The organism is Pseudomonas sp. FSL W5-0299, from assembly GCF_005930655.1.
Taxonomy (GTDB): domain Bacteria; phylum Pseudomonadota; class Gammaproteobacteria; order Pseudomonadales; family Pseudomonadaceae; genus Aquipseudomonas; species Aquipseudomonas mandelii.
In genome coordinates, this window is sequence record NZ_RXHX01000046.1 from 1 (window position 1) to 14,905 (window position 14,905).

12 protein-coding genes are annotated in these 14,905 nt (G+C 61.1%); 8 read left to right on the plus strand and 4 right to left on the minus strand.

Annotation, left to right across the window (positions count from 1 at the left end):
* The first annotated feature begins 206 nt into the window (after positions 1–206).
* From FHL16_RS30590 to FHL16_RS30615, 6 genes are all read left to right on the plus strand, one after another.
* The gene (locus tag FHL16_RS30590; RefSeq protein WP_077750227.1) at positions 207–815 is read left to right on the plus strand and encodes a YqiA/YcfP family alpha/beta fold hydrolase; all 609 of its coding nucleotides are present in this window, start codon (positions 207–209) and stop codon (positions 813–815) included.
* A gap of 54 nt (positions 816–869) precedes the next feature.
* On the plus strand, positions 870–2,774 hold the full coding sequence (gene parE, locus FHL16_RS30595) for a DNA topoisomerase IV subunit B (RefSeq protein ID WP_010464236.1): 1,905 nt from the start codon (positions 870–872) through the stop codon (positions 2,772–2,774).
* Positions 2,774–3,763, plus strand: coding sequence for an esterase-like activity of phytase family protein (locus FHL16_RS30600; RefSeq protein ID WP_077750228.1), 990 nt, complete (start codon positions 2,774–2,776; stop codon positions 3,761–3,763). The genes parE and FHL16_RS30600 overlap by 1 nt, the downstream gene beginning before the upstream one ends.
* Entirely contained in the window at positions 3,760–4,284 is a 525-nt protein-coding gene (locus FHL16_RS30605) for a retropepsin-like aspartic protease family protein (protein ID WP_077750229.1), read from the plus strand. Before FHL16_RS30600 ends, FHL16_RS30605 begins: the two co-directional genes overlap by 4 nt.
* 7 nt (positions 4,285–4,291) lie before the next feature.
* Positions 4,292–6,559 (plus strand): DNA topoisomerase IV subunit A, encoded by a 2,268-nt coding sequence (gene parC, locus FHL16_RS30610; protein ID WP_010464231.1) that lies wholly within the window; start codon positions 4,292–4,294, stop codon positions 6,557–6,559.
* A 176-nt stretch (positions 6,560–6,735) separates the two neighbouring features.
* Entirely contained in the window at positions 6,736–7,449 is a 714-nt protein-coding gene (locus FHL16_RS30615) for a PqiC family protein (RefSeq protein ID WP_010464228.1), read from the plus strand.
* 255 nt (positions 7,450–7,704) lie between these two features.
* Here the strand turns inward: FHL16_RS30615 and FHL16_RS30620 are convergent, their stop codons facing one another.
* Positions 7,705–9,237 carry an AhpA/YtjB family protein gene (locus FHL16_RS30620; protein WP_077750230.1) on the minus strand — a complete coding sequence of 511 codons (1,533 nt, stop codon included), beginning with the start codon at positions 9,235–9,237 and terminating at the stop codon, positions 7,705–7,707.
* Positions 9,238–9,372: 135 nt separating this feature from the next.
* Between FHL16_RS30620 and serB the strand changes: the two genes are divergently transcribed.
* Positions 9,373–10,587: a phosphoserine phosphatase SerB gene (serB, locus tag FHL16_RS30625; RefSeq protein WP_010464223.1), complete on the plus strand. Its 1,215-nt coding sequence runs from the start codon at positions 9,373–9,375 to the stop codon at positions 10,585–10,587.
* A 147-nt stretch (positions 10,588–10,734) separates the two neighbouring features.
* On the opposite strand, the gene FHL16_RS30630 is transcribed toward serB, so the two are convergent.
* Complete coding sequence (locus FHL16_RS30630; RefSeq protein ID WP_077750231.1) at positions 10,735–12,513, minus strand: molecular chaperone; 1,779 nt, start codon at positions 12,511–12,513, stop codon at positions 10,735–10,737.
* Between the two features lie 198 nt (positions 12,514–12,711).
* Between FHL16_RS30630 and FHL16_RS30635 the strand changes: the two genes are divergently transcribed.
* Entirely contained in the window at positions 12,712–13,113 is a 402-nt protein-coding gene (locus FHL16_RS30635) for a lectin OAA family protein (protein ID WP_042932429.1), read from the plus strand.
* Positions 13,114–13,169: 56 nt separating this feature from the next.
* On the opposite strand, the gene asd is transcribed toward FHL16_RS30635, so the two are convergent.
* Together asd and FHL16_RS30645 are read right to left on the minus strand one after the other, a co-directional pair.
* Entirely contained in the window at positions 13,170–14,030 is an 861-nt protein-coding gene (asd, locus tag FHL16_RS30640) for an archaetidylserine decarboxylase (RefSeq protein WP_077750232.1), read from the minus strand.
* 18 nt (positions 14,031–14,048) lie between these two features.
* Complete coding sequence (locus FHL16_RS30645) at positions 14,049–14,864, minus strand: rhodanese-like domain-containing protein (protein WP_010464217.1); 816 nt, start codon at positions 14,862–14,864, stop codon at positions 14,049–14,051.
* Between the last annotated feature and the right edge of the window lie 41 nt (positions 14,865–14,905).

Consider the following 14,905-nt stretch of genomic DNA (forward strand, 5'->3'; position numbering starts at 1 on the left):
GGTACACCCATTCCACTGTAGGAGCGAGGCTTGCCCGCGAAGACGGCCTGACAGCCGACCAATCTCTTGCAGGTACCGACATTCCCCAGTAGGAGCAAGACTGCCCGCAATGGCGTCTACCCAGCCCCTCATGCCCGCCATGCATATCCCGATCCCCCCGACTCCCTGTAAACTCCGCGTTCTTTACCGACGCACAGGGAGCTCAAATGTCCGGTTCGATCCTTTATATCCACGGCTTCAACAGCGCGCCTTCGTCAAAAAAGGCCACGCAGTTGGTGCAAGTGATGGACCGCCTGGGTTTGAGCGATCAGTTGCGCGTTCCTGCCTTGCATCACCACCCGCGCGAAGCCATCGGTCAGCTGAACAAGGCGATTGAAGACCTTGGGCGGCCACTGCTGGTAGGCAGCTCACTCGGCGGCTACTATGCGACTCACTTGGCCGAGCGCCATGGCCTCAAGGCCCTGTTGATCAACCCTGCCGTCAGTCCGCACCGGATGTTTGACGGGTATCTGGGGACGCAGAAAAACCTGTATACCGATGAGGCCTGGGAATTGACCCACGACCACGTGACGGCCCTGGCCGAGCTGGAAGTGCCGGCGCCCCAGGATCCGCAGCGGTATCAGGTGTGGTTGCAGACCGGCGACGAAACGCTGGACTATCGCCTCGCCCAGCAGTATTACCGCGCCTGTGCCTTGCGCATCCAGGCCGGCGGCGACCATAGTTTCCAGGGTTTTGCCGCGCAACTGCCGGCAATGCTGAGTTTTGCCGGTATCGGCGCAGATTTGTATCAGGCGATCGATTTCACAGCACTGTGAGTCGTCGTCTCTTTTTCACAGAACACTTTTTTGACAGGCGGACGACGAGACCCCATGGCCACTCCCAGCGCTAGCTCTTATAACGCAGACGCCATCGAAGTCCTCTCGGGCCTCGACCCGGTGCGCAAACGCCCCGGCATGTACACCGACACCAGTCGGCCAAACCACCTCGCCCAGGAAGTCATCGACAACAGCGTCGACGAAGCCTTGGCCGGGCACGCAACGTCGGTGCAGGTCATCCTGCACGCCGATCACTCCCTGGAAGTCAGCGATGACGGCCGTGGCATGCCGGTGGACATTCACCCGGAAGAAGGTGTGTCGGGCGTCGAGCTGATCCTCACCAAGCTTCATGCGGGTGGCAAGTTTTCCAACAAGAACTACCAGTTCTCCGGCGGTCTGCACGGGGTGGGTATTTCGGTGGTCAACGCTTTGTCGACCGAAGTCCGGGTGCGCGTGAAGCGCGACGGCAACGAATACCAGATGACTTTCGCCGACGGTTACAAGAAAACCGAGCTGGAAGTGATCGGCACCGTCGGCAAGCGCAACACTGGCACCAGCGTGTTCTTCGCCCCGGACCCGAAGTACTTCGATTCACCGAAATTCTCCATCAGCCGCCTCAAGCACGTGCTCAAGGCCAAGGCCGTTCTGTGCCCGGGGCTACTGGTCAGTTTTGAAGACAAGGCCACCGGCGAGAAAGTCGAATGGCATTACGAAGACGGCCTGCGCTCCTACCTGGTTGACGCCGTCAGCGAATTCGAACGCCTGCCGGACGAGCCGTTCTGCGGCAGCCTGGCTGGCAACAAGGAAGCGGTCGATTGGGCGCTGCTGTGGTTACCGGAAGGTGGCGACAGCGTGCAGGAAAGCTACGTCAACCTGATCCCGACGGCGCAGGGCGGCACTCACGTCAACGGTCTGCGTCAGGGCTTGCTCGATGCGATGCGCGAGTTCTGCGAATTCCGCAGCCTGTTGCCGCGCGGTGTGAAGCTGGCGCCGGAAGACGTCTGGGAACGCATCGCTTTCGTGCTGTCGATGAAAATGCAGGAACCGCAGTTCTCCGGCCAAACCAAGGAACGTCTGTCGTCCCGTGAAGCGGCGGCGTTCGTTTCCGGTGTGGTCAAGGATGCGTTCAGCCTGTGGCTCAACGCTCATCCGGAAACCGGCATGCTGCTGGCGGAACTGGCGATCAACAACGCCGGCCGTCGTCTCAAGGCCAGCAAGAAGGTCGAGCGCAAGCGCATCACCGCCGGGCCGGCATTGCCGGGCAAACTCGCCGACTGCGCCGGGCAAGACCCGATGCGTTCCGAGCTGTTCCTGGTGGAAGGTGATTCCGCCGGCGGTTCGGCCAAACAAGCGCGGGACAAGGAATTCCAGGCGATCCTGCCGTTGCGCGGCAAGATTCTGAACACCTGGGAAGTCGACGGCAGCGAAGTGCTGGCCAGTCAGGAAGTGCACAACATCGCCGTGGCCATCGGTGTCGATCCGGGCGCAGCGGACATGAGCCAGCTGCGTTACGGCAAGATCTGCATTCTCGCCGACGCCGACTCCGACGGCCTGCACATCGCCACCTTGCTTTGCGCCTTGTTCGTCCAGCATTTCCGCCCGCTGGTGGATGCCGGTCACGTTTACGTCGCGATGCCGCCGCTGTACCGCATCGACCTGGGCAAAGAGATTTACTACGCCCTCGACGAAGCCGAGCGCGATGGCATTCTCGATCGCCTGGTGGCCGAGAAGAAACGCGGCAAGCCGCAGGTCACCCGATTCAAAGGCCTGGGTGAAATGAACCCGCCGCAACTGCGCGAAACCACCATGGACCCGAACACGCGGCGTCTGGTGCAGTTGACGCTGGACGATTTCGAAGCGACCTCGGAAATGATGGATATGCTGCTGGCGAAGAAACGCGCCGGTGACCGCAAATCCTGGCTGGAATCCAAAGGCAACCTCGCCGAGGTTCTTGGCTGATGCGGGCTGGCTTTGCCCTGGCGTGTGCGTTACTTCTGACCTCCGTTTCGGCGCTTTCCGAACCGGCACCGCAGTTGCGCCTGTTGTCCGAGCATCCCGTCGACGGCATGCGCGGCGGCAATCTGTCGGGGCTGGCCCAGTGCGGCAAAGACTTGTGGACGGTCTCCGATCGCGACGATGACCAGATCTACCGTCTCGATACCCGCGACACGGTCTGGCAGGCCGAAACCGTGGGCATCGGCGTGCCGGCGGTGCCGGACAGCGGTTTGCCCTGGGGGTTGCGTTCGCGGGCCTGGGTCGCGGCGTTTGTACGGGGCGGGGACCTGGATTTTGAAGGCATCACTTGCGACAGCGCGGGTAATCGCTACATCGTCAGCGAGTCCCATGCCGCGATCCTGCAAGTGCCGCCCGTTGGGCCGTCGTCCTGGCTGAAGATCTCGCCGATGCTGGTTCGCGAAGCTCGGGCCAGTGGCATGCTGTTGCAGTTCAATGCGCTGTTCGAGGGGCTGGCGATCAATCCGGCGGGCGATCAATTGTGGCTCGCCGCCGAGCGTCAAAGCCGTGGCTTGTTGCTGATCAAGCGCAAACAGACGGTGTGGGATTGCGACGGTGGCTGCGTGCTGCTGAGCGAGGCGGGAAAAGAAATGCAGCCGGCACAGTTTCCACGGGCCAAAGCCGTGACTCGGGACTTTGCCGATGTATCGCTGTTCAACGGCAAGCTGTTTACCCTTGAACGCAACGCTTACCAGATCTGCCGCCGCGACCCGGAGACGGCCAAGGTCGAGCGCTGCTGGTCATTTGCCGATGAAGCCTTGCAGGAACACCGCCGCTATCAAAATCCGTTTGGTCTGACTGAAGCGTTGATGGTCGACGCCGAGGGTGCCTGGGTCGGCACCGACAACAACAACGATGCCCGCGCCGATGGCGAGGTTCGCCCGGTCGTTTGGCGCTTCGCCGCGCCTGAAGGTGGCTGGAGTGCCAAGCCGTGAGCCAGCAAACGCCGGGAAAGCGTGCCGGTCGGGTGTTCATGGTGCTGGCCTGGTGCGCGGCGCTATTCCTGGCGACGCGGTTTTTCGGCCAGTGGGAGGATCGGCAGCAAAATCCCAATGTGGTCGTCAGCTCGGAGCAGGGCGAAGGTTTTATTGAAGTGAAACTGGCCAGCAACACCCAGGGGCACTTCGTCGCCAGCGGCCAGATCAATGGCCAGCCGGTGGATTTCATGCTGGATACCGGGGCAACCGATGTGGCAATCCCGGCGCAAATGGCCGAACGGCTGAAACTGGAACAAGGCTTCGGGGTGACCCTGAGCACCGCCAACGGTCGTACCGAGGGTTATCGAACCCGCGTCGACCGGCTGCAACTGGGCGACATTGTGCTGCGTGATGTGCGCGCCATCGTCGTGCCAGGCCTGGATGGCAAGCAAGTGCTGCTCGGTATGAGCGCGCTGAACAAACTTGAATTTACCCAGCGCGGTGGCACCATGCTGCTGCGCCAGACAACGAACCGATGAGGCCCGCATGAGCGACTCCCTTGATCTCAGCCTGGACGGTGTAGAACGCCGGTCACTGGCTGACTTCACCGAAAATGCCTACCTCAACTACTCCATGTACGTGATCATGGACCGTGCCTTGCCGCATATCGGCGATGGCCTGAAACCGGTACAGCGGCGCATCATCTATGCGATGAGCGAGTTGGGGCTGGACGCCGATTCCAAACACAAGAAATCGGCGCGTACCGTCGGTGACGTGCTCGGTAAATTCCACCCGCACGGCGATTCGGCCTGCTACGAAGCCATGGTCCTGATGGCCCAGCCGTTCAGCTATCGCTACACGCTGGTCGACGGCCAGGGTAACTGGGGTGCGCCGGATGATCCCAAGTCCTTCGCCGCCATGCGTTACACCGAGGCGCGGCTGTCGCGTTATTCCGAAGTGCTGCTCAGCGAACTGGGCCAGGGCACGGCGGACTGGGGGCCGAACTTCGACGGTACACTCGACGAGCCGCTGGTGTTGCCGGCGCGTTTGCCGAACATCCTGCTCAACGGCACCACCGGCATCGCCGTGGGCATGGCCACCGACGTACCGCCGCACAACCTGCGTGAAGTCGCGACAGCCTGCGTGCGCTTGCTCGATGAACCCAAAGCCACGGTCGAGCAGCTCTGCGAGCACATCCAGGGCCCGGATTACCCGACCGAAGCGGAAATCATCACGCCTCGTGCCGATCTGCTGAAAATGTACGAAACCGGCAAGGGGTCGGTGCGCATGCGCGCCGTGTACCACATCGAAGACGGCGACATCATCGTCACCGCGCTGCCGCATCAAGTCTCGGGCGCCAAGGTGCTGGAGCAGATCGCGGCGATGATGCAGGCCAAACCGTCCAAAGCCCCGCAGATCGCTGACCTGCGCGACGAATCCGACCACGAGAACCCGTGCCGGATCGTGATCATTCCGGGCGCGCGGAAGAATTTCGACCACGATGCGCTGATGCAACACCTGTTCGCCAGCACCGAGCTGGAGTCGAGCTACCGGGTCAACATCAACATCATTGGCCTGGACGGCAAACCGCAGCTGAAGAACCTGCGTGCGCTGCTGGTGGAGTGGCTGGAATTCCGCGTGCAGACCGTGCGTCGTCGTCTGCAATTCCGCCTCGACAAGGTCGAGCGTCGCCTGCACCTGTTGGACGGTTTGTTGATTGCCTACCTCAACCTGGATGAAGTGATTCACATCATCCGTACCGAGGAACACCCGAAAGCCGCGCTGATCGCACGGTTCGCCTTGAGCGAAATCCAGGCCGACTACATTCTCGACACCCGTTTGCGTCAGTTGGCGCGACTGGAAGAGATGAAACTGCGTGCCGAGCAGGATGAACTGCTCAAGGAACAAGCCAAGCTGCAAGCCCTGCTGAGCAGCGAAGCCAAGCTGAAAAAGCTGGTACGTACCGAGCTGATCAAGGACGCCGAAACCTACGGCGACGACCGTCGTTCGCCCATCGTCGAGCGCACCGAAGCCAAGGCCCTGACCGAGCACGATCTGCTGCCGAACGAGAAAGTGACTGTCGTGCTGTCAGAAAAAGGCTGGGTGCGTTCTGCCAAAGGCCACGAGATCGACGCCACCGGGCTTTCCTACAAGGCCGGGGATGGTTTCAAGGCATTGGCACCGGGTCGCTCCAACCAGTTTGCAGTGTTTATCGACTCCACCGGTCGCAGTTATTCGGTGGCGGCCCACACGCTGCCATCGGCCCGTGGCCAGGGCGAGCCGTTGACCGGCCGTCTGACGCCGCCGCCAGGGGCGAGTTTCGAATGCGTGCTGATGCCGGAAGACGATTCGCTGTACGTGATCGCCTCCGATGCCGGATACGGCTTCGTGGTCAAGGGTGAAGACCTGCAAGCCAAGAACAAGGCGGGCAAGGCGTTGTTGAGCTTGCCGAACAACTCGAAGGTCATTCTTCCGCGCCCGGTGACCGATCGCGAGAACAATTGGCTGGCCTCGGTGACCACCGAAGGTCGCCTGCTGATCTTCAAGATCAGTGATCTGCCACAATTAGGTAAGGGCAAAGGCAACAAAATCATCGGGATCAACGGTGAGCGTGTGGCCAGTCGCGAAGAATATGTCACGGACATCGCCGTACTGCCGGAGGGCGCCACGTTGGTGCTTCAGGCCGGAAAACGTACGTTGTCGCTGAAAGCGGACGACCTCGAACACTACAAAGGTGAGCGTGGTCGTCGTGGTAACAAACTGCCACGTGGCTTCCAGCGGGTCGATGCGCTGCTCGTCGAAAACCTCAATTAAGCGGCCTAGAGCGCTCGATCTACGATTTAACGCGTAGATCGACGCTTTGCCGCTGGAGTCGGAACGCATATTCACGGATGATATGGCCTTTCAAGCGCCGGCGTGGCCGAGCGTTCTTCATATTTATTGAGTATTTTCACTGTGGTTAGCCTTGTGGCAACCACCTGGATGGGACGATGACTGCTCTGCGCCTTCCTTTTATTTTGATGCTCGCTGGCGTTCTTGGCCTGGCGGGTTGCAGCGTTCACCAGCCGGTGTCGCTGTATCAGCTGGACAGCGGAAGTCCGGTTCAGCCTGCGCAAAGCGCCGGCATGGCGGTATTGCTCGGCCCGGTAACGCTTGCGGATTACCTGCAACGCGAAACCTTGTTGCAGCGACAGCCGGATGGCAGCCTTCAGGCGTCGACCGACGGTCGTTGGGCTGGAAGCCTGTCGTCGGACGTTGATCAGCTGTTGCTGCGTCAGGTGGCGGGCCATCTGGACAGTCAGCGGGTTGTGCTGGCGCCTGCGACCCTCGGCTTCACGCCGGATGTCCAGGTGCTGCTGACGATTACTCGTCTGGACTCGGGCGAATCGCAACCGGCGATCCTGGATGCGCAATGGCGCCTGATCGACCGTCGTGGCCAGGTTCGCGATAACCGCATCATTCACCTGCAGGAGCAGCACGCAGGCGGCACGGCGGCTCAGGTTCAGGCTCAGGGGGTGTTGCTGCAGCGTCTGGCCGAGCAATTGTCCGTGGCGCTCAAGCCACTGGCTAATCAACCGCCGATCGCTGAAGCACCCAAAAAGCCTGCTCCGAAGCCAGTGGCTCCCGCGGCAGAGCAAGAGAAACAGCCGAAGATCCCGATGGCCTCGCCGATCCGGACCGATATGGAAGTGTTCAGGTTCTAAGCCTGGATTGATCCAAGAACAAAGCCCGCAGTGATGTGGGCTTTGTTGTTTCTGCAGGGTGCAGATATCTGACGCTTGTCCTGAGCTCTTCGCGAGCAGGCTCGCTCCCACAGGTTTTGTGTCGTACACCTATCGCGCGAACGACGCAGGACCTCTGGGAGCGAGCCTGCTCGCGAAGAGGCCGGGACACAGGCAACAAAAAAGCCCGCAGACGATCACTCGTCTGCGGGCTTCTTCACTTCTGGGGTTTAAGGCTTACGCCCGACGCTCATGCATCCGCGCCAGTTGTCGCTCCAGCATCGACGGATAAGGCTCCATCAACCGCTCCACACAGCACGCACCCTCAGGGCTGGCAATCGGGCGGATCCGCGCACGCTGGCGTATCAGCGCGTCGTCACCGATCTTGCGCTCCACCAGCAGCAGGTTGCGGCTGTGTTGCGACAAGGCCAGGGCATCCTGAGCGGCTTCGGTCAGCAGCAGGTCGATCTGGCTCAGACCGAATAGCTCATCACCCAGCGTCAGGCCCAGCTGCAATTGCAGGGTGATGCCGCTGTCTGCAACTTCAATCTGCAACTGATGACCCAAGGCTCGCAGCAATTCACCGCAGCAGATTGCGTTGGTCAGGTAGTCGTCGCCGCTGTCTTCGGTGTGGAACAGCATCAGCGTGCTGCCATCGTTCAGGGTGTGCAGTTCGCTCTGATAGAGCGAAGCTGCCTGATCGAGGCAGTCGCGATAGCGTTTCAGCAGTTCTTCCAGGCGGGTGCGAGGCAGACGACGCAGTTGATCTTGAGCGCCCAGTTGCACGGCCAGTACGGCGCTGTGCTGCGGCACGTTCGAAATCGCCGGTTTTGCGAGCGGTTTAGGCGCAACGTCGGCCGATTCATCACGCAAGTCAGCAAACGCATCGTCGTCATCGTCGTCTTCAACGGTGCTGACACTGCGCCGTGGCGCTGGCTTGAGGCCGGCCACAGGTTTGCTTTCATCGAAACTCGGATCCCGCAGGTTGCGCACTTCGAAGGACGGCTCGTTATCGTCGGCGTCTTCATAGTCGCTGTCGTCGTATTCCGGCTCCGGCACGGGTTCCGGTTCGGCCGGCTCCGGCGCGAAGTTGGCGTGCAGCTGACGCGCCAGGTCGCCGATCTCGTCCTGGCGCTCGGTGGCCGGGGTGTATTCGTCGATATTGCGCAGCCACACGCGCAGTTGCAGCAGCGGCGTGGAGATGTGCCGGCCCAGGCGCAGGCTCAAGGCCAGGGACAGGGCCAGCAGAATCGCACTCAAAATGCCCATGCTTTGCAGGCTGATGGTCATGGGTTGCTGGAACTGATCCATGTCCAGGCTGATGCGCAGTTGCCCGGCGGTGACGTCCTGGAACGTGATCTTGCTCTGGTACATGCCCTCGGCTTCGCCCAGCAGGCTGTGCTTGGGGCGCTGACCGGCTTCGGCGAGGATGCGGTTATCCACGCTGTAAATGGCGGCGTGGGCCACCAGCTTGTTTTTGGTCAGGTTGTTGAGCAGCACGTTGAGGCTGAGGATGTCGTTGGACACCAACAGCTCCGTGGCGGACGTGGCAGTCTGCGTGGTCAGGCTTTCACCCAGCGCATCGGCCTGCTCGTGCATGGCCTGCTTGAACTGCAAACCCATCACGCAGGCGTAGATCACCAGGGCCAGAGCGACCAGGATCACGTTATGGCTGGCGATGCGCAATGCAATCGGTACACGGCGGTGGCGCAGTGCACGGAAGATCAGCAGAAAGAAGTTATCGGTTTTTACTGGCGTGGGCCGGTTCACTTGAGCTCGGCTCTTTTGTCCGTGAAGTTGACGCGCAGTATAGCGACAGGCCCTAGACCGGCAAAGCGCTCACGGTGCCCGATGGTCACTGAAAGTGGGTAGAATGCGGTTTTTTTCCACTTGCGGGGGTGCGCCTTGCGCGAAATCGTCCTGATAAACATCACGGGAGTCGACCGACCGGGTCTGACTGCGGCCATTACCGGTGTTCTGGCCCAGGGTGGTGTGAACATTCTCGACATTGGTCAGGCGGTGATCCACGACACCCTGTCGTTCGGCATCCTGGTTGAAATTCCTGATACCGAGCAAGGCAAGTCGGTGCTCAAGGACATCCTGTTCAAGGGGTACGAGCTCGATCAGCAGGTGCGATTCACCCCGGTGTCCGAAGGGGATTACCAGCAGTGGGTCGGCAATCAGGGTAAAAAGCGCCACATCGTGACGCTGTTGACCCGCAAAGTAACCGCCGGACAGTTGCAGGCCGTGAGCTCGATCACCGCCAAATATGGCCTGAACATCGACCACATCGATCGCTTGTCCGGGCGCATGCCGCTGGACACCCCGGCCGACAAGGGCAAGGGCTGCATCGAGTTTTCCGTGCGCGGCGAAGCGGCTGACCCGCAGGCGCTGCGGGCTGAATTCCTCAGCGTCGCCCAGGAACTGAACGTCGACATCGCCTTTCAGGAAGATTCGCTGTTTCGCCGTAACCGCCGCCTGGCGGTATTTGACATGGACTCGACGCTGATCGAAGCCGAAGTCATCGACGAACTGGCCAAGGCCGCAGGCGTGGGCGATCAGGTGTCGGAAATCACCGAGCGAGCGATGGCCGGTGAACTGGATTTTCGCGCGAGCTTCAAGGAACGCCTGGCCTTGCTCAAGGGGCTGGACGTCAGCGTGCTGGATTCGATCGGTGCTTCGTTGCGCCTGACTGAAGGCGCCGAAACCCTGTTTGCCGAGCTAAAGCGCCTGGGCTACAAGACCGCGATTCTGTCGGGCGGCTTCACCTACTTCGCCAAGCAATTGCAGGCCAAGTTGGGCATCGACTATGTGTTTGCCAACGAGCTGGAAGTGGTCGACGGCAAGGTCACCGGTGTGGCGGTCGAGCCGATTGTCGATGCGCAGCGCAAGGCGGATCTGCTGAAGGAGCTGGCGCACAAGGAAGGTTTGCGCCTGGAGCAGACCATTGCGGTCGGCGACGGTGCCAACGATTTGCCGATGCTGGCAATTGCCGGCCTGGGCGTGGCGTTCCGCGCCAAGCCGCTGGTGAAGCAGTCGGCAAAGCAGGCGATTTCCACCCTTGGATTGGATGGCGTGCTGTATCTGCTGGGCTTTCGGGACCGTGACGGGCAGCTCTGAGTCTCCCCAGGGCTGAAAGGCGCTTGTGGCGAGGGAGCTTGTCGGATCGCCGCACCGTCCCGCTGGGCTGCGAAGCGGCCCCGAAAAAGGACTGCTACGCAGTCCATACGGGAGCAAGCTCCCTCGCCACAGGTATTGGATTCACCCTCAGAGCGACTTCCACAACGAATCGAAATCCTCCTCGACGCCGCTCCCCGCGGCGTTGTCGTTTCTGTTCGCCTCCAGCGAACGGTAGGCAAACTGATTGAAGCTGTTGGTGCTCGCCACCCGCCGATCCAGCCCGGCACGGCGTTCCTGGCCGTTGGTGTTGATCAGCACTTTGCTGCCTTCCTGAAAGGGCAGGCGCGGAGCGAGCAACGTGGCGGGCAGGTCGATGGCGCTGATTTCCGGCAGCAACAGGCCGCGCAGATATTGACTGTGGTCGTCCCGCGTTCGCACCAGTTGCAGCCCGCAAGGCTCGGCGTAAGGCGCGACCTGCTCGATCCCCATTTGCGTCCCGCCGCCGCGCACCTGACGAATCCAGCGCACCACCGCAATACTCCAGCCCTGATTGGCAGAGTCCTGGATGCCGATCATTTCGCCAGCCTGCAACTCGGCGGGCACCGCGTCGGGCCACGCCAGGCAATAACCGCCGGGGCTGTGGTTGATGACCGGCAGGGCGTAAGTCGGAAAGTGCCGATTGTTATCGGCCGCCTCCTGGCCGTCGTCGCTCTGGAGGTGCGGGTATTCAATTTCTTCGTAGGGCAGCAAGGTATCGGCGCTGCCGTGGGGGGCGGCGTCGAACGCGTGGTGCCATTGGTCCTTTCCCTGGTTCGTCGGGGACGCTGCCGAGAACTGCGCGAGTCGAGTACCGGGGTTTTTCAGAATATCGCTGAACGAACGTTGCCCGCCCAGGTAGAAGTGCAATGCGCTCATGCCCACACACAAGGTCAAGGTGCCTTGGCCAACCGTGCGCTGAAAACTGCGCTCGGCCGCCTGGCCCCAGGCAGCGTGCAGGTGTTGCAGGGTATCCAGGCTGAGCCCGGTCGGTACCGGCAGCGGCGGTGTGCCGTCATTGCCTTGCAGATGCGCTTCGATGGCGGCGACCAGCGGCTGCGGATCAATCCCCAGCAAACCGGCCTGCTGCTCGGCCCTGAATTTCGAACGATAGCGCGGCCCGGTGTCGAGGTCCGCCGCGACGGCAAACAATCCGTCTGCCGGTTGGCCGGGTTGCAACTTTATCCATTGGCTCCAGGGCTCCAAGACCTCGGCGAGCCGGGCGATCTGGTTCTGGCGCAGTTGATTGCAGCGGGACGCGCCCAGCAGCAGGGCGGTTACATAAGTCTGTTCGACGCTCAGGGTTTTGGTCTGGCTGGCCAACTCATCGCGCAGGCTCAGGTGCTGGAGTTTGAGTGTGCAGGCGATCCGATACAGCTGATGCAGCTCCAGCCACAGACCTTCCGGTACCGGGCAATACAGTTGAGTCGAGCGAATCAGCGGCCCGTTCAGGCAATGGATCGCCCGTTGCAACGCTTGGGTCAGCAGCGATGCTCGGTCCTTGCTGAAGCGCGGGGTGATGCGCACGACGATCTGTTTGTAACCAATCGCCAAATGATTTTGCAGGGCCTGGCAGAGGTTGGCGATCTTGCGCGAACGCTCGTCGAGCACTATCGCCTGATGCAGGAAATGCCGTTCCAGGTGTTTGCAGACGTAATACACCTCGGGTCGCAACAGTTCGAGCAGTTGCAGGCGATTGTCGCTGGGGGTGAGCAGCTGGTTGAGTTCGCTCAAGCCTTGATAGAGCAGGCGAGCGGTTTCACCGATGTTTGCTTTGGGTAGGTTGGCAATCCAGCGCTTGAGGTCGCGTGGCGTCGGTTCACAGAATGTCAGGCGCAATTGAGCCGGGATCGGGGCGCGTAGCAGCAGGTGAGGGCTGGTTTCATTCATGCCGTAGAAAAACTCCAACCGGGAAATGGGCAGTGAATGATCTGACTGTAGCAGTTACGGATGTCGACCGTTTGTCTGTCAGTCGAGTGCTGCCCGGGCGTACTACTAATCTGACACACGTGCGACTGGATACGCACGGTCGTGCGGCCTGCTGCCTACGCAGGGCAGGTCTCTTGTAACTTCAAGGAGATGAGGTTCATGTCTAGATACGTAGTGGCAAATCAATGGGGCGGTAGTTCGGCACCCTGGCATCCGGGCGGAGACTGGACGTTGGGTGCGAGGGACAACCAGAACGTGGTCGCGATCGAGATCAAATCGGGCGATGGCGGGAAGAGCTTCACCGGCACCATGACTTACGCGGGTGAAGGTCCCATTGGCTTCAAGGCTCAGCGCACGGGCCAGAACCAGTACAACGTGGAAAATCAGTGGGGCGGCAATGACGCTCCATGGCATCCGGGTGGCAAGTGGGTCATCGGCGGCCGTGATAATCAGAACGTTGTGGCGTTGAGCGTCACCTCCAGTGATGGAGGGAAAAACCTCAGTGGCACCAATACCTACGCCAACGAAGGGCCGATCGGCTTTCGTGGGCAGATAGAGTAACGGCGCTACCGAAATGTCCGCCCCTTCGAAGACGTTCGATGGGGCGGATTAGCCAATCAGGCTGCTGGCAGGCCCAGCGCCTGGCCCATTTGTACTGGCGACAGGGCGCCGAGCCCTTCAACCCACTTCACCTGATCCGGCCCGAACAGCACCACAGCGGTCGAACCCAGCTTGAAGCGACCCAGTTCCGCACCTTTTTCCAGATGGATTGGCGCGCGGGCGGCTTCGTCGTAACGGAAGGTTTTCAGCTCGCGTTTCGGCGGCGTCACCAGTCCGGCCCACACGGTTTCAATCGACGCCACGATCATCGCGCCCACCAACACCACGGCCATCGGCCCGCGCTCGGTGTCGAAAATGCACGCCACACGTTCGTTGCGGGCAAACAGTTCCGGCACGTTTTCGGCGGTGGTCTGGTTGACCGAGAAAATCCGGCCCGGGATGTAGACCATCTCGCGCAGGGTGCCGGCCAGCGGCATGTGCACGCGGTGGTAGTCTTTCGGTGACAGGTAAATCGTCGCAAAGTCGCCGCCCATGAACGGCGCAGCATTGGCGGCATCACCGCCCAGCAATTCCAGCACGCTGAAACTGTGGCCCTTGGCCTGGAACACGCGGCCATGTTCGATCGGGCCGAGTTGGCTGACCGCACCGTCGGCCGGGCTGAGAATGGCGCCCGGGGTTTCATCGAGCGGGCGAGCGCCGTCTTTCAAGGCGCGGGTGAAGAACGCGTTGAAGTGCTCGTAAGCCGTCAGGTCTTCGACCAGCGCCTGGGACATGTCCACCTGATAGCGCTTGGCGAACCAGGCGGTAAAGGCATTCTTGAACCAACGCACGCGGCATTCGGCAATGCAGCCGGCCAGTCGCGAGAGCAAGTGGTGAGGCAGCAGGTATTGGCTGAGGATAAACAAACGCTTATTCATGGACTGTCCTTAAAAACCTTAAATCTCTACGGGCGTATCGGGGTGGTTGCCCCATTCGCCCCAGGAGCCGGCGTAGCCTTTGACCCGCGGATAACCGAGGGATTTGGCCACCAGATAAGTGAAGCCAGAGCGATGGTGAGTCTGGCAGTGGGTAATGACTTCTTTGTCTTTGGTGATACCGAGTTGTTCCAGGATCTGCGGCATGTCCGTGCGGATGCGCAGGTTGCGCGCTTGATCCATGCCGGCCGTCCATTCGAAATTTACTGCTCCGGGAATGTGCCCGGCCTTGGCTGCGAGGACTTTCTCGCCGGAGTATTCCAGAGGGCCACGCGCGTCCCAGATCGCCAGGTCGGCGGCACCGAGACGGCTTTGCAGGTATTCGCGGGTGGCGGTCGGCTCGTCGTGCAGGGTCAACGCAATCGGGCCGCCAGCGGGGGCCGGGATCTGGATCGACATGGGCATGCCTTCTGCCAGCCAGGCTGTCAGGCCGCCGTCGAGATAGTGGTAGTTGCGATGGCCGATGACATCGAGCAGCCAGATAAAGCGCCCGGCCCAGCCGCCGCCTTCGTCGTCATAGACCACGTAGGTGGCATTGGCGTTATGTCCCAACTCACCGAACAACGTTTCGAGTGCCGCTTGCGGCGGCATCAGCCCAGGCGCAGGCGCCTGGCCGAGTTGTGTGCGTTTGGGATCGACAAAGCGTGCACCGGGAATATGCCCTTCGGTATAGCGGGCACTGCTGGTCAGGTCCACCAGAATCAGTTCGCGGGACTCAAGGCGAGGGAGCAAGTCGCTCGGCTCGATGACCAGCGCCAAGCCAGAGAAGTCAGACATGTGAGGTCTCCAGAGCACAAAAGGGAGGATTGTAGCGCAGC